This window comes from Fictibacillus nanhaiensis, assembly GCF_019801215.1.
GTDB classification, from domain to species: domain Bacteria; phylum Bacillota; class Bacilli; order Bacillales; family Fictibacillaceae; genus Fictibacillus; species Fictibacillus nanhaiensis_C.
Map to the genome: position 1 here is coordinate 525560 of NZ_JAHVJO010000002.1, position 25096 is coordinate 550655.

The window sequence follows — 25096 nt, forward strand, 5'->3', positions numbered from 1 at the left end:
TAAAACCCCTTACATAATTGGATTTCGTTATTTTTTTGAAAATCTATCCATATTTTAAGTATTCATTTGTAGTTTCTTTGATCATTTTGTCTAATGAAAAATCGGTGACCACTTTCCTTCTCGCTTCTTTAATTATTACCTTCTGAAGCTCTGCCTTTGAATCTAGTTCAACCAATGTGGAACAGAACTCTTCAATAGAATGCTCTTGCATGAGAAGTCCTGTTTGCTTGTGAATGACTGCTTCTGGAATACCTCCTTTATTAATCGTAATAATTGGCGTGCCAACTGCCATCGCTTCTATGACCACCATAGGGAAGACTTCTCTTTTCGAGGTTAAAAGCAGTACGTCCATATCACGTATAAATAATTCCGGATGCTCTACATTTCCTAACAGCTGCACTCTTTCTTGAAGACCAAGAAAACGAATCTTTTGCAAAACTTTTTGATAATCAGGTCCATCCCCTGCAATATAAAAAAGGAATCTCGAATTATCCTTAAAGGCATGGGCAACATCTAAAAAAAGGGAATGATTTTTTTCTTCTGATAACCTAGCAAGTATGCCCACTTTAAAGCGTGTACTAGGTTGTTTTTCTTGATATAAAAATTGCTCAAGATCGACGCCATTATAGATAGTCGTTATTTTATTTTCATGAATGCCTAAAGCTATTAAATTATCCTTCTCAAAGTCACTTACCGTAATTACTCGTTTTACCCACGTATTGATTAGAAAGGAAAAGACAAAAGGCAGCTTTTTTTCAAGAAGGGTCACATTATGTTTCGTATAGAAAATGGTAAAATGTTGAAGGGTTATGATTTTTAACAAGATGAGGAGCAACACCGCTCGTAAACTATTAGCATGCACAAGCTGAATTTGGTTGTGCCGTATCATGTTGTAGATGATCCGTAAGTTATAAAAGACATTTCGTTTAGACAATAATATATGCCGCTTTTTATCACGCAATTGATCATATAATTCGCCTTCTCCCGCTGCTGTAAACGTTGTTATGTTTTCATGATTCAGCGCATTTTCTAACTTACAAAAATACACCTCTGCGCCACCTGTCGTTAATTTATCTGTAACAAGCAATACATTCATACGTATGCACTTCCTTTTATCGTGTTATTCGTTAACAAGCGTTGTGGCGGATTATGTACGTGTACACCTGATTCTTTGTTTACATACACAGCGAGTAAGGCTAAATAGAAGAAAAACAAATCGTTAATGATAATCGATAAAGATGCCATTTGCAGCAAGAAGCCAAAAAACGCTAAAAACAGATAAGGCTTTCTTCGGTGAATGCGAAACTGAAACAGTTGAAAGATAAGCAAACCAATGAAGAGTGAGAAGCCAAAAAATCCAAACAGTCCCGATTCTGACAATATTTCTAAAAATGTATTGTGAACACGCAATGATTCTCCGTAATGAAAGCGATTGTAATCCGAGAAATTATACGCTCCTACTCCTATCCATTGGTTCGTTGTAAAGTAGTCCATCGCCCTTCCCCATAATTCAAACCTTCCACTTCCTCCATCCGTAGAAAAATCTTGAATGCGTGATTGTAATACAGAAAAGAGATCCAGTTTCAAAAATTCAACAGATACATATATCGTCAAAACGATGGTGATGATTGTTCCCACTACTCGTTTTACTTGTTTGAGAGGATCATTCAAAATTACAATGGAGAGGATATAAACGACGATTAAAGCAGCAAGGCCTCCTCTTGAGAAGGAGAGCAAGCTTGTCAAAATGCATAAAGCCAAACCAAAACGATTTTTCAAGCTGTTGGTATTGCACAAAAAATAAGTAAAAAACAGCGTGTTATAGAATACGTAATAATTCGGATCTTGCAGAAGTCCGATTAACCTTGGATAATCTCTGTCCATCAGCACCCCATAAGCATAGAGTCCGTCTCCTTCAAAAATAAAATTCAGCTTCAACAAGCCCAAAAAATAGAGAAGCAGGCTGAAAGAGTTAAAGAAAATACCACAAACGGAAATCACGTGTTCAATCTTTACTTGAGGGATTTTGCTTATTATATTTTTCATAAGAAAATAACAGAAAAGGTATAAACAAATACCCACTAAGATACGAATGCTAGCAAGTGGATATAATGAAAACGCTCCTGTAAAACAATAGACGAAAAAAAACAAAAGCATGCCGACTTCAAACAACTGCAATCTTTGAAAAGTAACAGAAGAGAGAAAGAGAATAAAAAACAAAAACAAATAGATCATGTAAGGTTTTAACGCAAATCCTAAGTCAATGCTGTACTTCCCTAAGAAGAGTAAGAAAAACAACAGATATAAAGAGGAAGAAGTATATTTTTCCTTACTGTACAGCATCTTCTACCCCCTTTTTGTGATTTATAGTTTTTGTACGAAATGTTTGGATGAAGCTTATTAATTTTGTTCTTAAATCTGAATCCACTGCTAATAAAAGACTGCAGCATGTAATTTGCACAATGGCCGCAACGTACGGAGAAGATTCAAGAAAATGAGTAATCACTCCAAAACTGCCAATAAAGAAACAGAAGTAAGGAATAAGAGATCGATTCGCAATTTCCCTTCTATTCGGCAAAAACACCCAAAAGCCGATAAGCGCAACCATTTCAATTACAATTCCAGCATAAGCAGCCCCCATGATACCATCCGACCTGCTCCATACCACATAAGCCAAAACCCCTAAACTGACGGATAACAATTGGATGATCGTACGAAACGTCTGCCGTCCCGTTGTTGTAAGACCGTCAGCTAAAGCGATGTTAAAAGCTTGTAAGGTTAATAGAAGAGAAAGGATTTTTAACGCATTTGACGCAGAAAGCCAGTGATCACTGAACAATAGTCCAATGATTTCCTCTGAAAAATAATAAAGTGGAATCGTCATCACTATTCCGAATAAAGCCATTACCTTAACGAGCCTAATATGATGGAAGGTGTGTTCTTCTGGTTGATTGTGTTGATGGTGTCTAAACAACACCGGACGGAAAGCTCCCGCAACAACAAAAGGTATTTGCATAAGAGCTTGTGGAATTCGATAAGCGACGGCGAACAAGCCTACCTCTTTTAACGTTAATGTTTTCTCTAACACTAGCGGTCCTAGATGCGGACTTAAGATAAACAATAATCCGCTAAGCGAAAATGCCCCGAAATTTTTCAGAAATCCTATTTGAAACGGTCTTGAAAATTGGATGGGAATACGTTTGCTGACCATTACAATTGCAATTATGCCAGCTGCAAAATAGGACATGCCATACAGAAAACAGATGGTTAAAGGAGTTAAATGCAGCGTTGTGCCGATTACAAGTGAACCGACTAATAAGCTTGATGAGGTCATCTTAATGAACCCGATGTATTGCATCTTTTCAATCAATTGAAAAAACATGTTTCCAACTCCTTGCATCGCTAAGCCAGCAACTAAAGGAATGGCTAAATAAACGGTTGTCATCAGCAATTCTTGATTGTGAGCATGAAATTGGTGGATAAAAAAGTACCCGCCTATGAATGTAATCAGAAGCAGCAGAATCCGTATTTTTATATAAGAAGAAACTACAGCTTCTAGTTGTGCTCCTTTTCTCGCCCCTTCTCTTAAGGCTATTTCCGTCAATCCTGCGTCCGTTAAGTAACCCATAATCATTGCAACGGCCAAAGAAACACTGAACATTCCATAATAATGAGATTGCATATAGGATGCTAAATAGATTAACGCCATCGCGTTTAATACACTGGATAAAGCTGTGCTATAAAGCAAATGAACGATATTTTTTCCAATCGTATTCGGTAGAAATGTTCTCATGAATCTATCTTTCAACCTGTCTGTAAAATAACGCCAATGATTTCTGTATGTGCTCTTTCCACTTGTAGCTTAGTCGCCTTTGCATCTTTAAGCGTTGTTTTATTGGATTGAACGACTAACAACACGCCATCACAATGCTCTACTAAAACTTGAGCATCCGAAAACTCGAGAAAACCGGGGGCATTAAACAGAACCAAATCAAACTCTCTTCTCCACTCCGCGATCGAGCTCGCCACTTTACTTGAGACCCAAACATCCAGCGGATTTGACGTAAAATCTCCGGCTGTTAAAACGAATAATCCGTTTACACTACAGCAATTTGCGTGTTCCATCACGTGATCATTCTGCAGAATAACATTTGAAAAACCACTACGATTCTCTGCGTTAAAATACGTATGCAAAGAGGGCTTCCGTAAATTGGCATCCACTAACAGTACCTTTAACCCCTGCTCTGCAAATGAAATACCTAAACTTGTTGTTAACATACATTGGTGAATGGACTCTTTAGGCGAAGTAATCATAATGTAGGAACATCTTGTTTGATTCAGCCTTTTTTCAATGTTATTTCTTACAAAGCTCACTTGTTCAGAATCATACTTGAAAGTCCGATGTGCTCGTTTTGTTAATACTGGAGGACTGTACACTTTTATCACCCCTCAATTGGTTTGGGTCACGAATGGCATCGTTCCTATCAAAATTTAATTTACTGCCATGTTTTTGTGTGTTGATCTGTCCGAGAGCAGGTAATCCAAGATGCTCTTCAATTTGACTAACATCTCTTATTGTTTCATCTAAATGATCCTTAAACATCGCGACTCCAATGCCTGCTAACAGGCCCATAACCGTACCAATCGAAATGTTAAGCAAGAAGCCGCCGACTTGTTTTACAGGTACATCTGAGCTAGACGTGCTCAACACTTTAATTTCCTTAACACGAAGAAGCTGGTTTAATTTTTTCGTCGATATTTTTCCGAGGGCATGTGCCATTTCTCGTGTTTGTTCACGATTTGTTCCTTGAACGATAATATGAATGATTTGAGAATCTTTACTGTTTTGAACAGAGATTTTCTCCTCTAATGTTTTTAACGATTCATCTTGTAAATTCAGTTCTGCTATTAACGCATTCAGAATGATGGGGCTTTTAATTAAATCCACAGATGAAGCTAAAAGACGATTGAATTCCTGGGTTTCTGAAAACTTGCTTTCCTTCTCTTCTTTGCCAACTATCATATATTCCGTTGCTTCATAAGTAGTTTTCAAAAAGAAAATCGTTGCAATTGTTGTAAGACATGCGAAAAGGATGGTTGTTAAAACAATGGTCATGAATCTAAATTTTATAATTTGGAGAAGACTTTTTATATCTAACCCGTTGTCCATAATACCACCTCCAAATCAGCTACTTTAAAGTCCTGTTTGTTCTTAATAATGAATATGCTGTCCAAAAAAAATTGTATACTCATACTTCTACAGGGCTTTTAACGGAATGACAATGCCTTTCAATATCGTTCCAATGTAAATAAATCCGTTCAATATCTTCTTCAATTAACTGGCTTCCGCTTTGCACTTCAATCACTTCAAGATCCGTTATAGCGCGTATGGCGTGTCTTGTTTTTACTGGAATTTCTAGCACATCACCAGCCTTCACTTGCCTAATCTCGCCTTCACATACAAACTCACCTTCACCTTTAATAATGGTCCACACTTCACAACGATATGAATGAAGTTGATAGCTTAAGTTGTTCCCTGAAGTGATCGCTAATCTTTTCGTTAATACTTCGTGATTTTCGTTCACTTTTGTATAATCCAGCACTTTATACCAACCCCATCTTCTTTCTTCATACATGGGACGATGGGAATGACCAGCTAGTATATTTTTAATTAAATGACTTTTTTCTTTATCTGATACTAAAATGCCATCAGGACTAGCAGCAATCATAAGATTTGCCCCACCAATCACGGTAATCGGTATATTTAGTTCATTTATTAGATGCGTATTTGTACAGTCAAAAAGCAATCCTTTACCTAGCTTTTCCGTTTCCATTTCATCCGATAACGTGTTCCAAGTACCCAAGTCCTTCCAATACCCCTCATACTGTAACGCAACTATATGGTTTTCATTTTCAGCTACCTCGTAGTCAAAGCTAGTTCGAGGTAAAGCAGAATAATCTTGCCTTAATTCTTCATAATGAAGAGGAAGCTTCCTGTTCTCCAGCAAAGAAAGCATGTACTCTAGCTTAAAGGCAAATACACCGCAGTTCCATAAGCTGTTTTTATGAATTAATTCTTCAGCTACAACACCATCAGGCTTTTCTTTAAAATGAGACACGGTCATCCAGTTATGATCATTCTTGGAATCTGGGACAATATAGCCGTACTTTTCTGAAGGATACGTTGGTTTGACCCCGAGTAACGCTAACTGTGCATCCGACTGATGAAGAACGGCTTCTAGTTCCTTTACTTTTTCAAAAAATGCAGTTTCGACATACGAATCAACAGGAAGGATGATAACAACCTCTTCAGGATTTGTTTTCATCACCGAATAAAGATAGGATGCTGCCAGTGCGATAGCTGGGAACGTGTCCCGGCGCTCAGGCTCTACAACCATTCGATCCATTCCACATATCTGACTTTTGATCATATCTACTTGTGCGCTGCTTGTCGCAATAACAGTTGATTGATCCAGGTTAACCGAACTTAGCTGATTCCACACTCGCTGTGTCATTGACACACTTTCTTTATTTTCATTTTTGAGAACTTTTAAGAATTGTTTGGATCGAGCGTCGTTTGAAAGAGGCCATAATCGTTTTCCAGAGCCTCCAGATAATAAGACTACCTTCATGCCATCACCTCCATATTTTTTAAGTGCGGGTCATTGATAATCGGTTTATCGTGTTCACATAAAACTTCTCTAATTGATGGTGCAAGTGATGCCATTGGTAATTCATTTCTATAAATTCCCTCGCAGCATGTCTTATCTCTTCTAGTTTAGAATCATTAGAGAGTATTTCTATCATTCCTTTCGCAAAGTCAGTTTCTCCATCCCGTACAAGAATGGTCTTATGATTAACTGCTTTAATAGGTTCATTGACAATCGGTGTCGTTATGACAGGAATTCCTGCAGCCATGGCCTCCAACACCTTATTTTGTAACCCAGCACCTGATTGCATGGGACAAACGAACAGCTTAGCTTTTGCCAAGTAATCCCGAATGTCTGGCACTTCCCCCGTGATGATGATATTTTTATGTTTTTTACAAAGTCTGATTAAATCCTTAGTTGGCTTTCTCCCTACTATATAAAATGTGAGATTGTCGATTTCACTTTCGATGAGGGGGAAGATCTTTGTAACAAAATATTTAACAGCCTCTCGGTTAGGCTCATAGCTCATATTTCCGACAAAAATGAGTGTATTTTCTTCGGTCAGCTGTGGATGATAAGTAAAATAGTTGATATCTACACCGTTTGGGATAGTCGTGACCGCATCATTGTTCGCATCGATGGTTCCCTTATCTACATCAGAGATAAAAATGCCCCCATCGTAACAAGAAGCTGCTTGTTTTTCCATTTCGTATATTTTGGAAGCTTCGTATTTAAATAACATATTTAAAAATGATTTTTTCAAAGCAATCCTGCGATTAAGATTCAACGAAATAGAATCCACAAAATCCATTACATTTGGAATGTCTTTAATTACCGAATAATATGGAAGTGTTCTCACTAACTGATTATGAACAATATCGTATTTATTCATTTGGATGGCTTTATGGATGGTTTGTTCAAACTCTTTCGATAAGTATAGAGAAACTTGTAGAGGCATCCTCTTATACAAACTTAAAAGGAAGTTTTTTATCGCTTCTAACTTGTTTAAGGGAACGACAGAAATATTTTTACATAGAAGCTCGAGCTCGTAAGGTATTGTTTTATTATTACTAAAGGAGATGAGATGAATATCGTGACCTAGCCTTTTTAAACCTTTGAGTTGATTATAAGATCTCAGCTGATCGCCCTTTGTTGGAGGAAAAGGAAGTCTTGGAGTAATGTATAGAATTTTCATTTAATCACTCCTCTAATAAGGAAGTACTTTAAAGAACCAGCTGTTCTGTAAATAGAACAATTTAAATTGATTATAGAACATACTTCATCATTATTCAAGGACAATGTGAGAATTTATTAAAATAAAAGTAATTAAATTTCACGGATTATTACGGGATGGAACATAAAAAATCCCAATTAAAGGTTTTTTCCTTTAATCGGGATACCGTTCACGTTACGTAATATGTTATCTGGCTGTTTTTCTAAACTTAAACACAAATCCAATGATAAAAGAAACAATTGTCATGATAAACAAAGATGTTGTAATGGTAGTAATGCCAGCGTTCATATTTAAGGCATGATAAACTTGTACACAAATGCCAAATGGAATGGCGAAAAAAAGAAATGATATACCAAAAATAGCATTTTTAGTGTTAAAAAGTTCTGTCTTATGTGCAACGTCTAACACTTTTAAACTCAAAATCCAAAATGCACTTGTAATTGACCAGAATAGAAGTATGGAAGAAATAAATGAAGTTGAAGTTAGTCCCATAATTCGTTCAAAGAACAAATTAATATTCCCCCATACCATCACTGTTTGATACATTCCCAATGCAAAAAGCGCAGCTAAAAAGATAAATGCAAATCCAAAGCCAGATGTAATATGTTTCATCTCCAAATATATTCTCCTTCCCTAATTCCGATAAAACGAAACCTCATTTCAAATTATTTTACAATATTTTTTTGAAAATTGGAACCCTTAAAATAATTTGAAGTGCTTTTTACAAAAGGCTAGAAAACAACGTTGTTTAATAAGTATGTAAACAACACCTCGTTTATTTTCGTTTATTTATCCAAAAAAATTTGAAACAGTTTTACTAACACAAGATAATATGAGAATTAAAATGGAAGAAATAGCTGCAATGTTTGAAGAAAATTCTGCAGGTTTTGAGGAGGTTTCCGTTTATACACAACAGTTGAGTGCAACAACGGAAGAAATAAACAGGCAAATGAGTTTACTATATCATCTAACGAACTTAAAGAGCTTAATGAACAGTTTAAAGTTCAACCATTACTAGCTTTCTTTGAGCTAAGAAAAAAACTATTTGTAGTTAACGTTACAACAGTTTTTTTCAATCTAATTAAATCATTTAAAATAAATGAGGTTTTTCTATTTTTTTAATTTTTCTAGACGCACATAGATACCACATTTAAGAAGCAAACTTTCCACTAGTTCATCGCGAAGATCACGAAATAAAAGAATGAGCCGCAGGGAACAATCAGCGGCTCATTGCTTTTGCAAGCGAACATGTGCAGGCATCATATTTTTCCGGTACTTCGAGCACATCAATGCTATATTTCGCAATATTAACTAGCAAGACTTTATTCATTAAATACGGTTCAACTTGTCCCGTCAAATACTTAATAATCTCTGCTGTAGCGATACTTCCGATTAATTCTCCAATATAAGGAACGGTGCTGACGACAAAATCGTTTTTGTTTTTGGTTTCGCCATTAAACTCAGCATCAGCTTTTACAAAATGATAAATACAATCAATATCATGAGACTTTCCTGGAACATAAATCGGCAACACTTTACAATTGTGACCATTATAGGCTCCCGCATAACAAACCGCTTTTTGATTTTGAACGGCATATTCATTGATCAGTTTATCGAAGCCCGGTCCATCTCCGCCAGATATGATTAGATCTGCGTCGTCCAGCATTTGCATATCTGACGTATTTTCTACATGAATTTCATATGTACTAATAATAGCATCACGGATTCTATCCTCAACATACCGCTTAAGGACATTCGTTTTCTTTTGGCCGATATCATTCAATGAAAATAGAGGCTGTCTCGTTAAATTCGTCTCTTCCACAACGTCATTGTCTACTAAAACGAAATTTTTTACACCCATAGCCGTAAGCTTTGCAACCACACTGGATCCAATTGTGCCGCATCCTATAACGGCAATTTTTTTAGACATGATCCGCCTTTGTATTTCGTTTCGGTCGACACCATCTGACTCCAGCTCAGCCCACATTGGAATAATTCTCGAAAATAAACTTAAGGACGGATCAAGTGTAACTTTCCCTTTTACTTCTATGTATTTTTCTTCAAATAAAAAATCAACAATTTCTTTTATTTCATCGATAGAATTTGGATATTTATTATCAATCTTGGCTATTAACTCCTCATAAGTGAGTTCTCCAATGCTTTCTAAAACCTCAAGTCCAACATCGGTTAATTCAAACACTTGCCCCACATTCCCATCCGTAAGAGGCCGATTTATAAGGACTTCCTTTTTTATTTTATTTAAAGTTACTCGCGTATATGGTTTAAATTGAAGAATCATAGTTATTCCACCTTTCTAAAAAAAAAGAGTACCTCTTTTAAAATAGGTACTCTCCGTTTAGTACTTTTATCTACGGTCAACCATTGGGTTAAAATTACAAACTATCATTCTTACAGTGTTTTTCTTTTTCATAGGATACTCCTCCATTATCTATGGTCAGAACTTGGATTCCAAACACAAATTGCCATTCTTACAGTGTTTTTCTTTTTCATACGATACACCTCCTCTTGTTTTGTTTTTTCAGAACCCTATGTAAAATTCATTTGTGAGTTCTGTTATTTACAATTTTATACAGTAATCTGAATATTTTCAACATATTTCTTACATAAATGTCAAAAATAGTAAAATAGTATCGAAACATGTTCGAAATAGGTCATTAGTTCTATAAACCTTTAAATGAACTAAAAATTGCAGTTCTTTTCACCTGCTCTCTTATTGTTCATAGGGTCTTCCTACAGGTGTAAAATGTCATAAAAGCCTTTCTTTCCTGAGCTCGCCGTTCGGTCCTTTATTCCTTAATGGAAAAAAAAAAAAATAACCCGTTTTTCGAGTTATCTTTTTTTGAATTTTATAAGAATACTTTCTCTCTTGTTTTTAAGATTTCATTAAGATTATTTTTTAATAATGTTGATTTATTCGTAATCCCTTTTTCAAATTGTTGGATTGTTGTATGGTCTCCATTACTTTTTACCGGTTCCACATTAATTAACACTTCTAACATTTTACGAGCAGACTCATGATCGTTTGGCAGCTTTCCATTCTCTAACTTTATCATATAAACAAAAGCATCCATTTCTCTATAGTTCAGTTCAATCTCAATTGCAATATCGCTTTTTTCATAAAAGAAGGTTGTCTTCCAGCTCCCATCTGTTGCAACCGGTTCAGAAAATCCATATTCATTGATAAGGTAGGAAAAACTTTCTTCCGTTATTGATGAGAATACATTCATGTTAACACCTCCGTGTTTGAGTAACTTATCCTTTATTATCGTCTAATGATTCTTTACAGTTTACATCGTTTCTTTACATAAAGATAATATTTATATTTTCGCCCCTATATAGCTTAGTCCTCTTTTATGAATTCAATTGATATTTTATTGTAAACTTTATGAAAGTTATTTCCTTTTATTAAAAAAACCCCCATCTAATGGAGGCTCTGATTTAAAATTTATTAAATAATCATTAATGAATCTTTTAATTTCATTGCTTGCGTATATTCCAATTTTAATTCTTCTACTACTTCTTCAACGGTCGAAACCTTTTTAACGCTCCCTACTCCCTGACCCGCTGACCAGATGTCTTTCCAAGCTTTTGCTTTTGATTCAGAGAAGGATAAGTCTACAGCGTCTTTTTTCTTTAGATTTTCTAGATCAAATCCTGCTTTTTGTAAGGAGGGTAAAAGATAATTCCCGTTTATTCCGCTTATAGCATCCGTATAGATGAGGTCTTCTAAGGTGGATTCAATCATCATCTGTCGGTAATCTTCACTTGCTGACGATTCTTCCGTCGCAATAAAACGAGTCCCCATGTAAACGAGGTCTGCTCCCAGAATTTTAGCTGCGAGTATGTCTTCCCCAGTTGAAATGGCACCCGCAAGAATTGTGATTCCGTCCCAGAATTCTTTAACTGCTCTTAAAAACGCGAATGGATTTAATGTTCCACCATGCCCTCCTGCTCCGCTGCACACTAAAATGAGTCCGTCTATGCCGGTTTTAGCTGCTTTACGGGCATGATCGAGAGAGATAACATCAGAAAAAACGAAGCCTCCATAGCTATGAACGATTGTGGCAACGTCTGTCGGATTTCCAAGCGATGTGATTACAATCGGTGGTTTATACTTCTTAATTAATTCGAGATCTTCTTGAAATCGTTTGTTCGTGCGGTGAACGATTAGATTGACTCCCCAAGGTGCTATTTTTGCTGTTGGGTCTTCCCTTTTTATTGTTTCAAGTTCTTCTGTGATGCGTATCATCCAGTTTTCTAAAAGCTCTGTCGTTCTTGCATTTAATAGAGGAAACGTACCCATAATTCCGTTTTTGCAGCTCTCAATGACCATATCTGGACTTGATACTAAAAACATCGGGGCATTAATTACCGGCAAAGTTAATTGATTCGACATGGTTTCTGGCAATTTTGACATGATGTTTCACTCCTTACATATATTTTCTGTTTAGTAGTTTTCCACAATAGGTACAAAAATCCTTTAAACTGAACCATTTTGAGGTACAGAATAAACATTTACTACTAAAATATTACATTTATATTACAGTCATTTTCTGACAACTTTCTTTTTTTAGATGCGATATAATCAATTTGGGTTAGGAAATTAGACCCAAAACCTTCGGAAAAGGGCAAACATTCTCGAAAGAGGTGGGCGCAAAGCCACGGGTCTAAGGCTGACTTAGCTAAGATCGCCGGGTTACCTGAACAAAAACGCTTATCTGGAGGGATCTTTTAGTGGAGAATACAATTACGTTAGATCGAGAGTGGATTGAATTGATGAAAGAAGCTAGAGATCAAGGTTTCACTAAAGAACAAATTATTGAATTTTTGAAAAATCCACAGCTTTTTGTTAGTAAAATCTAAACAAATGGTTGAAATGAATCAATAACACGATTTCATGAATTTATTTACTTCCCTTTTATACAAAGATATAATAAAGGCAAATTACTATGTAAAATGGGGATTGCAAATGATGATTGGTGAACGAGTAAAAAAATACCGCACTGAAAAAGGCCTCTCCATAACAGCGTTAGCTGATAAAGCTGGAGTAGCCAAATCGTACATAAGTGCACTAGAGAGAAATATTCAGCAAAATCCGTCTATTCAGCTTCTTGAAAAGATTGCGGATGTATTGAATATTTCTGTAGACCACTTGATTAAACCTGAAGTGGATACAAAAAGTTTGGACCAAGAATGGGCAAATCTTGTAAAAGAAGCTATGGGTTCTGGTGTAAGCAAAGAGCAATTTAAAGAATTCTTAGAATTTAATAAATGGAAAAATAAGCAGAGCTAACCACTGGATACAATGAATCTGGTGGTTTTTTGTTGGGTAGTTTTGCTACTTGTTCGTATCAGATAGACAAAAATAGTGATATGTTTTTTTCTGGGGACAGACCCGGGTCTGTCCCCCTGTCAAAAAATTTATGTTTCATCACCTGTTAAAGAGGGAATACGATTAGAGTGTCTATTATTTTAGGGGCTAATGGAGGTTTTTTTATGAGTAAGACACCTAACGAAATAACAGAATTTCAAAAAAGCGTAGATGTGAATGGATATGCTTTTCATTGGGACATTGAAAAAGGGGTTTTCCAATACGAAGGCGCGGACGTCATGATGTTTTGGATCGATTCTGCATTTAAGGTCTTCCTTGATTCGATTGAAGAGATATCAGGCCAAGGCACAGCAGATCTTGTTTATGAGACAGCTGGCTATCGAACGGGTCTTGTTGTAAGTGACTTTTATAAAACTTCTTTTGAAGATATTAGCAATATAGCAAAAATACTGCCCAACCTGTATGCAACGGCTGGGTGGGGAAAAACGAATATTGACCTGGATTTAGAAAAGAAAGAAGCTAATATTTCGATTTCGAACAGCTGGGAGACAAAGATTAAAAAAGCACAAGGCAGCAATCGTATTGGACGATTCCTTCCTGGCCATTGGGCTGGTGTATTCACGGGTTTATTTGAAACAAACATGTGGTACGAAGTGTTAAACGATAATTCAAATCCAAATATAATCAACATTAAAATTTCCGAGTCAGATATAACACCTAGCGATAATATTCGTGACCTTGTACAGCGCGAAGAACAAAACCAGATTATGAAGCTTGAAGCAATGGTTGAAAATCGCACACAAGAACTAACGGACTTGATTCGGGAAATTTCTTCTCCTATTATTCCGGTAACGGATAATATCGTTGTTATTCCGCTTATTGGCAAATACAATGAGCTTCGTTCTAAAGAGATGTTGGAGAATACGCTTACGGCTCTGCCTCAGCATCGTGCAAAATTCGTTATTTTAGATTTGACTGGTATTAAATCCATCGATTCCGAAATGATTGACATGTTAAATAAGTTAGTCTCTTCAGCGCGATTGTTTGGAATGGAAACGTTGCTTGTCGGCATATCGCCAGAGTTGAGTATAGAGGTTACAAAACACCAATACTCACTTGGAGACAGCACCTATTTCAGAAATTTAAAGCATGCAATCTATTTCGCATTTGCTAAAGAAGGCATGCAAATACAAGAGCCAGGAAAAATGAAATAATGATCATTTCACAAAAAAGGAATGGCGCGTCATAATCGTTGACGCGCCATTCCTTTTTTTATTTCTCTTGTGTCCTTCTCGTATGCACAAAATACAAGGAAGTGTAATTGTATGGGGACAGACCCGGGTCTGTCCCCATTTTCTTTAAACCCCAGCATTTGTCTAAGCAACTTGTCTTTCATCTACATATGATGTATAGAAACCGAAGCCAGTTATGGAAATCGGTATCATTTTGTGAGGTGAATTTTTTATGGGTTACAAGAAAAAGCATGATAGAAAGTGTTGGAAGAAGCACCACGACCATAAGTGTGAATCTTCTTCATCCTCCTCCTCTTCTTCATGTTCGTCTTCTAGCTACGAGCACTTCAAGTGTAAGAAGTGCCGTAAGAGAAAGCGTAAGTGTCGTTGCTTCGATCCTTGGGCAAAAATCTTGTTCTGCTAAAAAAAAGAAGAGTCCGAACCAATCGGACTCTTTTTTTTGCTATTATAGACGTTTTGTTCCGATATAACGCGGCTTCCAGTACGAGTTGCTCATCTCTGAAATGGTTACGCCTTTAGAGGAAGACGCATGAATGAACTTTCCGTCTCCAATATAGATTCCCATATGAGAGGCACCTGGCTCGTACGTTTCAAAGAATACTAGATCTCCAACAGCTTGTGTAGACACTTTGTATCCTGTGTTTGCCCACATTTCTTTTACCGTTCGCGGCAAGTAGATGCTGTGAGAGTTTTTAAATACATAATTGATATACCCTGAGCAGTCGAATCCACTAGGGCTTGTCCCGCCCCATTTGTAAGGTGTTCCCGTATAACGCTTTGCGTAATCTACTAAGTATGAGTTATTCACCTTATAAACGCCTAATTTGTTAAATGTGCTGCGTCCAGCGATTCCGTCTGCTGTTAGTCCTTTTGCACGTTGAAAGCTTGCCACAGCATTTTTTGTATAAGAGCCGTAATACGAAGTCGGCGATCCGCTATATGTAAAATAACCTTTATCGCGCAATATGGTTTGTAACGTCTTTACATCAGAATGTGTCATCGTCGGGCGAAGCGTTTGATCTCCAATATTTGCGAATGCTTGTACAGGTGACAATAATAGAGCCGTTCCTAAAACCGAAGTTGCAATCCATTTTTTCATTATTTATCCCAAACCCCTTTTATTTTCCAAGTAATCTATTATTATCCTACTATATTATAAAAGGGTTGTGTTTTACGCTTCGGTTACGAAAAATAGGAATATCGTCTATCTTGTCATAATCTGTCGTTTAGACATAATAGATTTTTTTTAAATCGTTTTGGCCTTTTCAAGATACTCTTTAGCTGGATCTGGATGAGTATATCTGGCCATTGCTGTTTTGTGTTTTCTTAAACCTAACTTTTCATAAAATCCCTCTCTCCCAGTTGTTGCTGTTAAATGGATAAAGAATATGTCATCTACTTTTGATAGGATATCGTTCATAATTTTCTTTCCGATTCCTATCCCTTGGAATTCCGGATGAACGATAACATCATAAATCGCCCCATAAAAGACACCATCCGTTACAACTCTTCCGCAGCCGATAAGTTGTCTATCTAAATAGGCTAATGTTACAAAATAACTGGAATCATATGCTTTTTTGAGTTTTTCTTTAGGAAACCCATCCCATTTAACCGCTTTGTAAAGTGCCTCCAATTCGACCCAATCGATATTTTTTATATCATTCGTTATCGTTACGTTTGAAACGATATTTGTTTTCATTTCTTTTCCTCCCGATTACATGTGGACACTTATTTTCTTCTCATGAGATTGCTTCCATTAACATTTGTTGTAAACCCGAATTTTTCATAGTATGAAATAAGGCTGTCAGGACAATAAAGCTCAATCCGCTCTGCCTTTTGAATTAAAGGATGGTTCATCATACTTTCCATTAACAATATCCCTAATCCATTATTCCGATTATCCTGATGAACAATTACATCAAAAATGATTGCTCGATAAATCGTATCTGATATTGCTCGTGCAAATCCTGCTAATTTTCCCGTTTCTTCTTCTATTAACCCTATAACAACGGTACTGTTTTCAACCATCTGTTCAATATCAGGACTTTTTCTTTCTTGTGTCCACCACTCGTTTTTAAACAGTTGTTTTAATTCCTCTAACTGTATGCCATTTAACTTTTCGACTACTCTATAATTCATTTTCAAGCCTCCTCTACATTATAAAATATGACAAATTTCTCTGTTTTCCTCTTCTGCAAAAAAAAAGACCCGTCATAATAACAGGTGCTAAATAGAAATTCTTTTCCTTTGAGAAGACGGATGTATGGAAGTATTAACTACTATTTTTTAATTGTAAGGTCTCAATTTTTATAATGCCTCACTCAATCAGTATCCTCAATTATTTAACTATCCAACAATCGCGCCAAGCGTCTCCGCAAAATTTTTAGAATGTGTGATCGATCCAAACTGACGGACTTTTTGCTTTGAGCCGTAAAAGAGCAGCTCGCCTTCTTTTATGATTAAAAAAGAGGTGCAGAGCGATTCGAGCTCTTGTGCGTCATGACTGGAATACAGGATCGTCTTCCCTTCACTCGCTAACTGACGGAGGTCGTTCACGATCTCTTGCTTGGCTGAAATGTCGATGCCGACTGTCGGTTCGTCAAGTATCAATATATCCGGGTCATGCAGCAAGGCGATTAAAATATTAAGCTTTCGCTGGTTGCCTCCTGACAGATGCTTCACCTTTTTATCAAGATGCTCAGCAAGCCGCCACTCCTCACATCGCTTCATCCAGCTCTCTACAGATGAACTTTTGGCAAGCTTTGCAAAGAAACGCAGATTTTCTCGTGCTGTCAGTTCATGATACAGGGCGATTTCCTGTGGCACATACCCGATACGCTCACGGATTTTTTTTGTTTCTTTTTTTGCATCCATCCCGCTGATCTGAACCGTACCGCTCGTTTCCCTCATGATTGTGGCAATAATTTTAAGAAGCGTCGACTTCCCTGCTCCGTTCTGGCCAACAACGCCTACTGTTTCTCCTTTTTCAATAAAGAAGTTCATTTCCTTTAGGACTTCTTTTTTGCCAAACTTTTTTGAAAGATTTTCTGCTGCAATCACGCGTTGTCACCTGCCTTTATGGTTGAAATACCGTATAGTACGACGCTAATTCCGATTAATAGTATGGAAATGAGAAACGTTCCTTGATTCACAGCAGACATGACCCAATTTTGCGGGGTCCATTGGGCCGTTTTTTGTAAAAATATTGAGAGTTCGTCACTCGGAAAAAAGGTTCCGCTTAAGAGGGAAGTTCCGAGTACAACAAACAGCGTGACCGATTGCCACGTTCGATGGCTGTGAACGAAATACGCAAACAAGAGACTTATTGCGTTCAAAAACAGGACATAGCCGATAAAAACGGCCATTGTCGACCCACTGAGCAGAAGCTCCCCCCTCCACCAGCCAAATCCAGCTAATAAAATCAGCAGCTCCAGCTGTAGGAGGAGCACACCCAGCGCGTTTCCAGCCCAATAGACGGACAACTTCCCTGCTGAATAGGGAACACGAGATCTCATTCCACAATCACGGTCTTTGATCGGCCAGCTGTTCCATAAAAAGGTGAACAACATAAGCAGAAGGAGCATGCCAGGCACGTAAATGGAAGTACCTGCTGCGTCAGCGGTCTGTGCTTTTTCTCGTGTTGTTCCCACTTTGTAATCAATAGTCATGAGCGGCACTGGGTCCCAATGTTGATCACTGAAAATCCATGCCTCTTTCCAAACCGACTTTTGTTCCTTTTGATTTAACTGTTCCCTTTTGCCGTATGTTTTTAAAACGGTATTGGCGCCGTACGAATTGCTCGACAAGCGCTTCACTTCACTTGCAAAAATCTCGCGCACTAAACCGTGTGATAGCGAACCCGTCGAAAGCCATAAGGTCACCGTTTCATCTTCTTCATTTTTCTGAATATTTTCCATAAATCCTTCTGAGATCAAAAATCCGACATCTGCTTTTTGCGTTTCGATCGCGTTTCGTGCTTCTTCTTCCGTAGCGGTCGTTACGGATAAGGCAGGGTTGCTGCTCACTCGTTCGATAACCGTCTTGGAATATTTCGTAGAGTCATGATCGACAATAACAACAGGCACTTTTGTGTGGTTTGCCGTTTTTTCTACAGACAGATCGAATAAGCCGAGCAAGAGCACGGGAATCACGAGCCCGACCCAGCTCCACGGACTTTTAAGCAATAATTTTATACGTGTAAAGGCAATTGTCCAGACCATAACAACCTCTTCTTTATCATGATAAGTAACAAACCTAAGATCCATAACACACATGAGAAACTGAGTAACAGTACAACCGGCAGCACTGAACCACTCCCTGAAAAGAGATGTTCAATTAGACCTTGATGTGTGTGATGCATGATGTTTAAAACGCTCACGCTGCGCCACATTTGGGGCAGGTACGATAAAGGCACGACACTTCCGCTGCTTGCTGTTATTCCAATGACCAGCAGAATACCCGCTCCCCATTTTGAACCGTTCTGTACAAAAAGCTCCTGACAAAGAGCAAACAATGAACTGACCGCTAAACAATAGGCTAAGAGAATACTAGTTGCTTCTACACTCCACAATTTTGTCGCCATGTAAAACAGCCCCGTTAAAAGAGCACTTTGGATGACGAGCAGAACGAACACGGACAGGATGTTGCCGAAAAAGAAAACGGAAGGACGTATCCCTTGTAGAGAAAGGCGTTCCCGCAGTGCCCTTTGTTCGCTTCTTGACGTTAAGCTCATGCCAAATAAGCCACCGATTAAAAGGAGGATCAACACCCCTGAAATGCTGTAAAATTCGATCGGGGTCATTCCGCCAAACACACTTAAGACTTCGGTTTCATAGATGTTGTTTCGGTTTAACGCGTGTAAGGTAAAATCCGTAATGATGGTTGTTCGATATGTTTCAAACTCTTCGGAACTGAGCCCCAGCTTTCTTAAATAATGAAAAGCAGTGTTTGCCCCGCTTTGGGCGGATGAAATTAAGTTTGCATTGCTTGTCATCACTTGCTTTAAGAGTTCCGCTTGAAAGGCGCGTTCGGGGTTTCCGATCACGGTTACAGGAATGTTCGTACCGCGCTGAATGCCGTTTGTGAAGCCTTCTGGCACGATGACCATGCCTGCGATCTCGTTTGCGGCTAACCGTTCACTTGCTGTTTTTGCATCTGTTTTTTGAAAAGAGAGCACAGCTTGCAGTTCTTCAGATTCTTCGTATTGTTTCATTAATAGTTTCGTTTCGAAGGTGTTATCCTCATCCACAATGGCTACTTCAAAAGGCTCTACCCACTGTTTGTCGTCAAGAAGGGGTTTCATGCCCACATACGTGATTCCGAGCAAAAGAAGCGGAAAAAACATCATCGCAAACAACGGCAGAGGCTGTTTTAGCCAGCATTTTACGGTGAGATGGGCAATGAGCAACGTTTGCCTCATAAGAATAATTCCTTTCGTGCGAATTTTTTTAAAAAAAGGACAAAGATAAACTTACATACAGTTATCTCTGTCCTTTTAATTATATAGGTCTACTTATAGTCCTTGAAGAAATTGAGCGTTTTCACCCATAAATTGTTCAAGGTTGCGTTGGATCTCGGACATCATGCCCATCATTTCAGCGTCGCTCATCTCTGCTACGTTAACCGCTTTTCCTTCTGATAGTTCAGGAAATGATAGCTTCTCACCGAATGTTGTTTTTGTTTTGATGTTCAGCCCGACATTGATATCGCCCATTGATGGGTCATTTCCAATCAATGTTACTTTGTAATCGTGGTTCGCATAATCTTTATCCAGATTTTGGTCACCTTTATGCTCAACTTCAATCGTCATATCAGGAATCGGCAACGGTGCATCTCCTGCTGGAACAAGCTGTGCTGTCCATTTAGACTTTTCGCTCGTACCTTCTCCTTTAATATGAAAGCCCAGACCTTCTGTTGAACCGTTCTCTGTGAATTCAAACTTCGCTTTAATATCGCGCTTCTTTCCTTCACCCTTTGGTTCGCTTTGCATTTTTACATCCACTAGCAATGCTTCGTCTACAGGACCCGCGTTAATCGTCCAAGATGAATTCGTTACATCACCTTTCGTCCAGCTCTCAGACTTGTAGTTCATCGGAACGGCTTCCTCGCCGTCCGCGCCAAAGCTCATATTCAAGTCACGGCTTACGACTTTTTCGTCATTGTTGATAATTACGACTTGCTTCATGCCATCAGGAATTTGCAAGTTGTCGTTGATTTCTGCTTTAAGATCAGCCAGACCTTTTTTCAGTTCTTTTTTTGCATCTTCTTTACTCATTACACCTGTACTGCTCATCGTCCCTGGAAGACCACCTGACAATGATCCTTGTTCAGCAATCGCATCCAGAATCTCCTCGTCTTTCTCAATTTTTTCAATAAAGTTGATCAACAGTGTTTTTGTTTCTTTTTCAGAAAGTGTAACCGTTAACTGGCGAAGCTTTTCACCTTTAAAGTCTACATTTTCCTGTTGTGTCACATTCTCGTCTTGAATGCTGTCCGCGTATACTTTTGCAAACTCTTTGAACGCTGCATCGCGTGCTTCTTCACTAAGGTCGCCTTCTATTGCTTTAAAGAAGTTTTCAAGTTTCTCCATGCCTTCATAAGCAGGATCGAACTTGCGCATCACATCGCCAAACTGATTGTTCGGAAAGTAAGCGTGTTTTTCATAAACAGCAGGTACGCTCAATGCTGTTTCTTTGTTGTTTTGGTAAAATTCAGCTTTTACTAGGTCTGTGTTGTTCGTTACGAGTGCAACATCAGCAGATCCTTCTTCTTTTTTCGGGTCATGCTGAGTCGTCATCTTAATCTCACTGTTTTGTAAAATAGAGCCGATTAAAGCCGCTTCCATTCCTGTTGCTCCAAGCATACCCATGTCCATTTCCACGCCAACACGGGCTTCAGACTTATATGCTTCTTTCATTTGCTTATCTTGTAAAGCTAATGCATCATCAAAGCTTTCTTCAAAAGACTCGTTCATCGCCTTGAACGTGTTCAGCTCTGACTTCAAATACAGTTCACGTGGAGATAGATCGATGAACATAGCATATGCTGTAGCTGCCATCGCAAGTAAAGCGACAATAGCCAGTCCAATGATTATCGGACGTTTTTTACTTCCTGTACTCTGATTTACTTGAGTTTCCATCGTTTGGTTGTCCCCCTCTTAATAGATATATAATCATTTCCCTACCAACTTAGTACACTGTTATTCTAAAAAAATACCAGTTTCTTCAATACTGACAAAGATGGGTAATTTAGGAATTTTTATACCTGCAGCTTTCTACTATACCTTAATTCTAGCGATATATCCATTAAAATAGGGTAGTAAGAAAGTTTGATTTTACTGGGTATTTAAAACAGATCGAAGCTTTTTCAAGGCAGCTTTTCGCCATGATTTCACCGCATAAATCGTAACGTGAAACATCTGTGCGATTTCCTTTTCACTCTTGAAATGAATAACACGATGAATCACCCATCTCTTTTGATTTTCTGTTAAATGCATTATACATTCGTTTAACAGCTCGTCCTCTAGAAGAGGAATATGATCTTGGAAGGACAACGTTCGTAACGCGCCATATTCATGGGGATCTTGGCTCGTTTCACGCTCTTGACGTCTCGCTTCACTTCTTAATTCTTGTAAAATCCGTCCCCTTACAAGCAGAAAAGCATTAGACGAAAACTGACCTTTTTCTGGATTGAATGATTCATAAGCTTTCCACAGACCGAGCAGGCCAGCTTGATAGTACTGGTCGAAATTCCGGGTAAGTTTGTACAGTCTGATCTGAGACTTGATAAGAGGATCATACATAGAAGCGATTTCTTCAAAATTCATTTCTTTCATTGGAATACATCCTTTTGGAACGTGCGCACATTCGGGGAATTCCGCGGTACTCTCACTATATTTTTACGGAGAGCTGTTAACAAATGAGCATCTTTTAAGAGTTGTGGCGAAGTTTTGAACAGATTGAGATTCTTAATGAAGAAATTTGGATTGAGTTATCCACAGATTAAAGATAATTTGACATATTGCGACACATTTTCGGGATGTTTTTGGGAATATCAAAAAAATAAGAGCTGATTTTTCAGAAAAACAAGCGTCAGTTGTGGATAATGGACGGATTGCAAAAACCAAAAAAATTTTTATTGTGGATGACTCCTCCCATTCCTTCTTAGGAACATATGAGATGAAAGGAGGTGAGGCACATGGCAACAGCAGCGTTAATCGATTCAGCTATGCGATTAGAGCTTGACGGTGGTTTGGACGCAGAAAACAAGCCGGTTGTGAAGTACAAAAACTTCGCACATGTCAAAACATCATCCACACCCGACCAGCTTTATGCAGTGGCGACCGCACTGTCAGGCCTTCAAGTGTATCCACTCGTCATGATCAAACGAAATGATTCCTTCGCGATCAATTCCTAATGAATGAGCGCAACGAAAATAGAGAGGAAAGGAGGGATTTCAATGGCCAAAGTGCTTGAGCTGCAGTTTCTTAACCAAGAAAACAAGACCGTGACGATCCGATTGGACGCACCGATTGAACCGGTAAACCCAGCAGCTGTTAACGCAGCGATGGACACGGTAATCGCCCAGAACATCTTTACGTCTTCTGGCGGAAACTATACGAGCAAAAAAGGTGCCCGTATTGTCGACCGTGAAGTAAGTGACATCATATTGAGCTAATTTTTCACCTAAATAAAAGCGACCGAAAAAAACCGTCTCTTCAGCCAATTTGGCCTAGGGACGGTTTTCCGTTGTGGATAATGTGGATTTTGTGGATAACTAGTTCTATTTATACACATTACGCACTGTTTTCATATGGGGATCTGTGGATGGTTTCCTAAACTTAGTATGATTTTTACTGATTTTATCTTCTTTAAAAGGTTTGTTTTGCGAAAGTTCATTATTTGTTGGTTGTTTTCATCATTGTTCTTAGGGGAAAATGGCAATTTGACATTGTTTTATGACTGATTGTTACAAAAGGCAATATTGAATCTTTTCATAGACTAAGATAGGATACAGATATGAGAACACTTGTTCTTTACGCGCTTTTTGATTACATTTCAAGAGCAACTTCTTTTCGATTCCATGATAATTGGTTAACAAATAGAATTTTTTCACAAACAAAAGGAAATTGGATAACAATTATGGTAAAATAGGACAAAATAAAGGCTGGAGGAAAAGGTATGGAATATAAAATCGGTGATGTTATTGAAACGTTTGACGGATTAAAAGGAGAAATTACATCTTTATTGACCAACACTGCTGTTGTGGACTTTTCTCTAACAGAGAACTACGAAGAACATTTTGAAGATAGCAAACAAGTCGTTCGCCTTGCGGATATTAGACAAGTTGTGAATAGCTAAAACGAACTTATATACATTACGAAACAGCCAGGTTTGTTCAGAGAAATACGGCTGTTTTTTTCTCTGATTTTTTTATACACAAACCTCATTCTTTGTTTGCATCCATCAATTTATACATAAAACCCAGTATCCCTTCTCATACTATAGTAAAAATCTTGTGGGAAGGGAGAGGTTTTCAGATGGGAAAAGACAGACAAGAGAAAAAGCTTAAAGAATCGGGTCGCGTCGAATCTGACCGTGATCAAAGTTTGAAATATTCTGGAGCAGCTAAAATGGAAAGCCCAGACGAAGCTCGTGCTCGTAATCATCAAGATCAATAAACAGCAATGACGCTTGGGTTTCGTTTATCCCCTAAGCGTCTTTATTTTAATTTAATCGACCTTACAATAAAAAAGACGATCGAACCCGTAATAACAATGATTAAAGCAGGCAATATCCATAATCCAATTCCATCTGCATCCCCCATCGCCACTCTCGTACTCACCCAACTCATATAAGTAAAGAAAATGAGAATTTCATTTTTTATTACGTTTAGCATGAGGCGCGCATTTTTGTATTGTCTTTCTACGTTTTCCTCTGTAAGAAATAAATAATTGTACACATGAGGAAACTTTTCCAGGATAGATAGTAAGATCCACATCAAACTTCCAATCACAAGAAGAATCCAAAGATTGTTTTTATTTCCCCATTCATCTGGCTCACCTGCCGCATTAAAATGAATCGGTACCGTTTCAGGTATGGACATCCATTGCAGCATTAAGTATCCTACACTGCCGATAAAGAAAACAACGGAAAGCAGATCGAATGCACGTTCAAGTATCGTTTTTGGAATTCGCAGTTTGGGCCGGTTTTCATAGAACACCATAATCGCCTCCTTTCCCTTAATTATACGGAATAGAAAAGGTTAGGTTTCGCAAAAAAAGATGGCTCGTACTGATAGCCATCTTCCTCGACGTAATTTTTTCAATCTTTTTGAAAATAGCCTTTAGTTATTTTCAATTCCCATCGCGATAATAAACCAGTTGGCCCCATTTTTACTTCCAATTTGAAAAAAGAGCGCGATGATTTCCTTTTCTGTAAAATGTTCGGTCAATCGGTTATAAAGTTCATCCGGCAGCTGGCCGTGATAAGCCATAATATGATCGGCCAATTCAAGAGCGAGCTTGTGTCGATCGGACAGTTCCGTTTCGCCTTTTTTCATTGCATGTTCACGAGTGGACTCATCCAGAGCCCCATAGTCCATGGTT

General features: G+C 38.0%; 29 protein-coding genes and 1 riboswitch. Of the genes, 8 read left to right on the top strand and 21 right to left on the bottom strand.

The genetic code is table 11. The features are described 5' to 3' along the window. Positions 1-43: 43 nt before the first annotated feature. The 8 genes from KUV80_RS11180 to KUV80_RS11215 form a co-directional block, all read right to left on the bottom strand. Positions 44-1096: a glycosyltransferase family 4 protein gene (locus KUV80_RS11180; protein WP_222462785.1), complete on the bottom strand. Its 1053-nt coding sequence runs from the start codon at positions 1094-1096 to the stop codon at positions 44-46. Further along, the gene (locus tag KUV80_RS11185) at positions 1093-2343 is read right to left on the bottom strand and encodes an O-antigen ligase family protein (RefSeq protein ID WP_222462786.1); all 1251 of its coding nucleotides are present in this window, start codon (positions 2341-2343) and stop codon (positions 1093-1095) included. The genes KUV80_RS11180 and KUV80_RS11185 overlap by 4 nt, the downstream gene beginning before the upstream one ends. Beyond that, complete coding sequence (locus tag KUV80_RS11190) at positions 2330-3793, bottom strand: lipopolysaccharide biosynthesis protein (protein WP_222462787.1); 1464 nt, start codon at positions 3791-3793, stop codon at positions 2330-2332. Before KUV80_RS11190 ends, KUV80_RS11185 begins: the two co-directional genes overlap by 14 nt. 11 nt (positions 3794-3804) lie before the next feature. Beyond that, positions 3805-4437, bottom strand: coding sequence for a CpsD/CapB family tyrosine-protein kinase (locus KUV80_RS11195; protein ID WP_222462788.1), 633 nt, complete (start codon positions 4435-4437; stop codon positions 3805-3807). Next, positions 4385-5170 carry a YveK family protein gene (locus tag KUV80_RS11200; RefSeq protein ID WP_222462789.1) on the bottom strand — a complete coding sequence of 262 codons (786 nt, stop codon included), beginning with the start codon at positions 5168-5170 and terminating at the stop codon, positions 4385-4387. The genes KUV80_RS11195 and KUV80_RS11200 overlap by 53 nt, the downstream gene beginning before the upstream one ends. A gap of 79 nt (positions 5171-5249) precedes the next feature. After that, positions 5250-6632, bottom strand: coding sequence for a sugar phosphate nucleotidyltransferase (locus tag KUV80_RS11205; protein WP_222462790.1), 1383 nt, complete (start codon positions 6630-6632; stop codon positions 5250-5252). A gap of 19 nt (positions 6633-6651) precedes the next feature. Further along, positions 6652-7845: a glycosyltransferase gene (locus KUV80_RS11210; protein WP_222462791.1), complete on the bottom strand. Its 1194-nt coding sequence runs from the start codon at positions 7843-7845 to the stop codon at positions 6652-6654. Between the two features lie 225 nt (positions 7846-8070). Further along, positions 8071-8496, bottom strand: coding sequence for a hypothetical protein (locus tag KUV80_RS11215; RefSeq protein ID WP_222462792.1), 426 nt, complete (start codon positions 8494-8496; stop codon positions 8071-8073). Positions 8497-8728: 232 nt separating this feature from the next. Here KUV80_RS11215 and KUV80_RS11220 point away from each other — a divergent pair, with 232 nt between their 5' ends. Then, a complete protein-coding gene (locus KUV80_RS11220) occupies positions 8729-8902 on the top strand; it encodes a hypothetical protein (protein WP_222462793.1) in 174 nt (57 codons plus the stop codon). Positions 8903-9103: 201 nt separating this feature from the next. Here KUV80_RS11220 and KUV80_RS11225 read toward each other — a convergent pair whose 3' ends face one another. From KUV80_RS11225 to KUV80_RS11235, 3 genes are all read right to left on the bottom strand, one after another. Continuing rightward, positions 9104-10183 carry a HesA/MoeB/ThiF family protein gene (locus KUV80_RS11225; RefSeq protein WP_222462794.1) on the bottom strand — a complete coding sequence of 360 codons (1080 nt, stop codon included), beginning with the start codon at positions 10181-10183 and terminating at the stop codon, positions 9104-9106. Between the two features lie 568 nt (positions 10184-10751). Then, positions 10752-11132, bottom strand: a complete 381-nt coding sequence (locus tag KUV80_RS11230) for a hypothetical protein (protein WP_222462795.1) — start codon at positions 11130-11132, stop codon at positions 10752-10754. Positions 11133-11353: 221 nt separating this feature from the next. Then, the gene (locus KUV80_RS11235) at positions 11354-12322 is read right to left on the bottom strand and encodes an NAD(P)H-dependent flavin oxidoreductase (protein WP_246625163.1); all 969 of its coding nucleotides are present in this window, start codon (positions 12320-12322) and stop codon (positions 11354-11356) included. 200 nt (positions 12323-12522) lie between these two features. Then, positions 12523-12609: riboswitch (cyclic di-GMP riboswitch) on the top strand. Positions 12610-12639: 30 nt separating this feature from the next. Here KUV80_RS11235 and KUV80_RS11240 point away from each other — a divergent pair. The 3 genes from KUV80_RS11240 (at position 12640) to KUV80_RS11250 (ending at position 14451) form a co-directional block, all read left to right on the top strand. Next, positions 12640-12768 (top strand): anti-repressor SinI family protein, encoded by a 129-nt coding sequence (locus KUV80_RS11240; RefSeq protein WP_338083487.1) that lies wholly within the window; start codon positions 12640-12642, stop codon positions 12766-12768. Between the two features lie 109 nt (positions 12769-12877). Beyond that, on the top strand, positions 12878-13198 hold the full coding sequence (locus KUV80_RS11245) for a helix-turn-helix domain-containing protein (RefSeq protein WP_222463152.1): 321 nt from the start codon (positions 12878-12880) through the stop codon (positions 13196-13198). A 203-nt stretch (positions 13199-13401) separates the two neighbouring features. Beyond that, positions 13402-14451 (top strand): STAS domain-containing protein, encoded by a 1050-nt coding sequence (locus KUV80_RS11250; RefSeq protein ID WP_222462796.1) that lies wholly within the window; start codon positions 13402-13404, stop codon positions 14449-14451. Positions 14452-14935: 484 nt separating this feature from the next. Here the strand turns inward: KUV80_RS11250 and KUV80_RS11255 are convergent, their stop codons facing one another. From KUV80_RS11255 to KUV80_RS11290, 8 genes are all read right to left on the bottom strand, one after another. Next, positions 14936-15589 carry an NlpC/P60 family protein gene (locus KUV80_RS11255; RefSeq protein WP_222462797.1) on the bottom strand — a complete coding sequence of 218 codons (654 nt, stop codon included), beginning with the start codon at positions 15587-15589 and terminating at the stop codon, positions 14936-14938. Between the two features lie 147 nt (positions 15590-15736). Then, positions 15737-16189: a GNAT family N-acetyltransferase gene (locus KUV80_RS11260; protein ID WP_222462798.1), complete on the bottom strand. Its 453-nt coding sequence runs from the start codon at positions 16187-16189 to the stop codon at positions 15737-15739. A 29-nt stretch (positions 16190-16218) separates the two neighbouring features. After that, on the bottom strand, positions 16219-16629 hold the full coding sequence (locus tag KUV80_RS11265; RefSeq protein ID WP_222462799.1) for a GNAT family N-acetyltransferase: 411 nt from the start codon (positions 16627-16629) through the stop codon (positions 16219-16221). A 207-nt stretch (positions 16630-16836) separates the two neighbouring features. Then, a complete protein-coding gene (locus KUV80_RS11270; RefSeq protein WP_222462800.1) occupies positions 16837-17550 on the bottom strand; it encodes an ABC transporter ATP-binding protein in 714 nt (237 codons plus the stop codon). Then, positions 17547-18710 carry an ABC transporter permease gene (locus KUV80_RS11275; protein ID WP_222462801.1) on the bottom strand — a complete coding sequence of 388 codons (1164 nt, stop codon included), beginning with the start codon at positions 18708-18710 and terminating at the stop codon, positions 17547-17549. The genes KUV80_RS11270 and KUV80_RS11275 overlap by 4 nt, the downstream gene beginning before the upstream one ends. After that, positions 18680-19909 carry an ABC transporter permease gene (locus KUV80_RS11280; protein ID WP_222462802.1) on the bottom strand — a complete coding sequence of 410 codons (1230 nt, stop codon included), beginning with the start codon at positions 19907-19909 and terminating at the stop codon, positions 18680-18682. Before KUV80_RS11280 ends, KUV80_RS11275 begins: the two co-directional genes overlap by 31 nt. 93 nt (positions 19910-20002) lie before the next feature. Continuing rightward, positions 20003-21628, bottom strand: a complete 1626-nt coding sequence (locus tag KUV80_RS11285) for a DUF6583 family protein (RefSeq protein WP_222462803.1) — start codon at positions 21626-21628, stop codon at positions 20003-20005. A 195-nt stretch (positions 21629-21823) separates the two neighbouring features. Continuing rightward, complete coding sequence (locus KUV80_RS11290) at positions 21824-22324, bottom strand: sigma-70 family RNA polymerase sigma factor (protein WP_222462804.1); 501 nt, start codon at positions 22322-22324, stop codon at positions 21824-21826. A 362-nt stretch (positions 22325-22686) separates the two neighbouring features. On the opposite strand from KUV80_RS11290, the gene KUV80_RS11295 reads away from it, so the two are divergent. From KUV80_RS11295 to KUV80_RS11310, 4 genes are all read left to right on the top strand, one after another. Then, positions 22687-22905, top strand: coding sequence for a DUF1659 domain-containing protein (locus KUV80_RS11295; protein WP_222462805.1), 219 nt, complete (start codon positions 22687-22689; stop codon positions 22903-22905). Positions 22906-22947: 42 nt separating this feature from the next. Next, positions 22948-23166, top strand: coding sequence for a DUF2922 domain-containing protein (locus KUV80_RS11300; protein WP_222462806.1), 219 nt, complete (start codon positions 22948-22950; stop codon positions 23164-23166). 503 nt (positions 23167-23669) lie between these two features. Beyond that, complete coding sequence (locus KUV80_RS11305) at positions 23670-23849, top strand: DUF2187 domain-containing protein (protein WP_222462807.1); 180 nt, start codon at positions 23670-23672, stop codon at positions 23847-23849. Between the two features lie 179 nt (positions 23850-24028). After that, a complete protein-coding gene (locus KUV80_RS11310) occupies positions 24029-24169 on the top strand; it encodes a YpzI family protein (RefSeq protein ID WP_222462808.1) in 141 nt (46 codons plus the stop codon). Between the two features lie 41 nt (positions 24170-24210). On the opposite strand, the gene KUV80_RS11315 is transcribed toward KUV80_RS11310, so the two are convergent. Continuing rightward, complete coding sequence (locus tag KUV80_RS11315; protein WP_222462809.1) at positions 24211-24714, bottom strand: DUF1648 domain-containing protein; 504 nt, start codon at positions 24712-24714, stop codon at positions 24211-24213. A gap of 120 nt (positions 24715-24834) precedes the next feature. Then, positions 24835-25092 (bottom strand): carboxymuconolactone decarboxylase family protein, encoded by a 258-nt coding sequence (locus tag KUV80_RS11320; RefSeq protein WP_222462810.1) that lies wholly within the window; start codon positions 25090-25092, stop codon positions 24835-24837. Between the last annotated feature and the right edge of the window lie 4 nt (positions 25093-25096).

What these genes read in the sequence shown, in the direction of transcription:
- KUV80_RS11180 (WP_222462785.1), bottom strand. Translation starts at nt 1,096, where the DNA reads ATGAATGTATTGCTTGTTACAGATAAATTAACGACAGGTGGCGCAGAG.
- KUV80_RS11185 (WP_222462786.1), bottom strand. Translation starts at nt 2,343, where the DNA reads ATGCTGTACAGTAAGGAAAAATATACTTCTTCCTCTTTATATCTGTTG.
- KUV80_RS11190 (WP_222462787.1), bottom strand. Translation starts at nt 3,793, where the DNA reads ATGAGAACATTTCTACCGAATACGATTGGAAAAAATATCGTTCATTTG.
- KUV80_RS11200 (WP_222462789.1), bottom strand. Translation starts at nt 5,170, where the DNA reads ATGGACAACGGGTTAGATATAAAAAGTCTTCTCCAAATTATAAAATTT.
- KUV80_RS11205 (WP_222462790.1), bottom strand. Translation starts at nt 6,632, where the DNA reads ATGAAGGTAGTCTTATTATCTGGAGGCTCTGGAAAACGATTATGGCCT.
- KUV80_RS11210 (WP_222462791.1), bottom strand. Translation starts at nt 7,845, where the DNA reads ATGAAAATTCTATACATTACTCCAAGACTTCCTTTTCCTCCAACAAAG.
- KUV80_RS11215 (WP_222462792.1), bottom strand. Translation starts at nt 8,496, where the DNA reads ATGAAACATATTACATCTGGCTTTGGATTTGCATTTATCTTTTTAGCT.
- KUV80_RS11220 (WP_222462793.1), top strand. Translation starts at nt 8,729, where the DNA reads ATGGAAGAAATAGCTGCAATGTTTGAAGAAAATTCTGCAGGTTTTGAG.
- KUV80_RS11225 (WP_222462794.1), bottom strand. Translation starts at nt 10,183, where the DNA reads ATGATTCTTCAATTTAAACCATATACGCGAGTAACTTTAAATAAAATA.
- KUV80_RS11230 (WP_222462795.1), bottom strand. Translation starts at nt 11,132, where the DNA reads ATGAATGTATTCTCATCAATAACGGAAGAAAGTTTTTCCTACCTTATC.
- KUV80_RS11235 (WP_246625163.1), bottom strand. Translation starts at nt 12,322, where the DNA reads ATGTCAAAATTGCCAGAAACCATGTCGAATCAATTAACTTTGCCGGTA.
- KUV80_RS11245 (WP_222463152.1), top strand. Translation starts at nt 12,878, where the DNA reads ATGATTGGTGAACGAGTAAAAAAATACCGCACTGAAAAAGGCCTCTCC.
- KUV80_RS11250 (WP_222462796.1), top strand. Translation starts at nt 13,402, where the DNA reads ATGAGTAAGACACCTAACGAAATAACAGAATTTCAAAAAAGCGTAGAT.
- KUV80_RS11255 (WP_222462797.1), bottom strand. Translation starts at nt 15,589, where the DNA reads ATGAAAAAATGGATTGCAACTTCGGTTTTAGGAACGGCTCTATTATTG.
- KUV80_RS11260 (WP_222462798.1), bottom strand. Translation starts at nt 16,189, where the DNA reads ATGAAAACAAATATCGTTTCAAACGTAACGATAACGAATGATATAAAA.
- KUV80_RS11265 (WP_222462799.1), bottom strand. Translation starts at nt 16,629, where the DNA reads ATGAATTATAGAGTAGTCGAAAAGTTAAATGGCATACAGTTAGAGGAA.
- KUV80_RS11275 (WP_222462801.1), bottom strand. Translation starts at nt 18,710, where the DNA reads ATGGTCTGGACAATTGCCTTTACACGTATAAAATTATTGCTTAAAAGT.
- KUV80_RS11280 (WP_222462802.1), bottom strand. Translation starts at nt 19,909, where the DNA reads ATGAGGCAAACGTTGCTCATTGCCCATCTCACCGTAAAATGCTGGCTA.
- KUV80_RS11285 (WP_222462803.1), bottom strand. Translation starts at nt 21,628, where the DNA reads ATGGAAACTCAAGTAAATCAGAGTACAGGAAGTAAAAAACGTCCGATA.
- KUV80_RS11290 (WP_222462804.1), bottom strand. Translation starts at nt 22,324, where the DNA reads ATGAAAGAAATGAATTTTGAAGAAATCGCTTCTATGTATGATCCTCTT.
- KUV80_RS11295 (WP_222462805.1), top strand. Translation starts at nt 22,687, where the DNA reads ATGGCAACAGCAGCGTTAATCGATTCAGCTATGCGATTAGAGCTTGAC.
- KUV80_RS11300 (WP_222462806.1), top strand. Translation starts at nt 22,948, where the DNA reads ATGGCCAAAGTGCTTGAGCTGCAGTTTCTTAACCAAGAAAACAAGACC.
- KUV80_RS11305 (WP_222462807.1), top strand. Translation starts at nt 23,670, where the DNA reads ATGGAATATAAAATCGGTGATGTTATTGAAACGTTTGACGGATTAAAA.
- KUV80_RS11310 (WP_222462808.1), top strand. Translation starts at nt 24,029, where the DNA reads ATGGGAAAAGACAGACAAGAGAAAAAGCTTAAAGAATCGGGTCGCGTC.
- KUV80_RS11315 (WP_222462809.1), bottom strand. Translation starts at nt 24,714, where the DNA reads ATGGTGTTCTATGAAAACCGGCCCAAACTGCGAATTCCAAAAACGATA.
- KUV80_RS11320 (WP_222462810.1), bottom strand. Translation starts at nt 25,092, where the DNA reads ATGGACTATGGGGCTCTGGATGAGTCCACTCGTGAACATGCAATGAAA.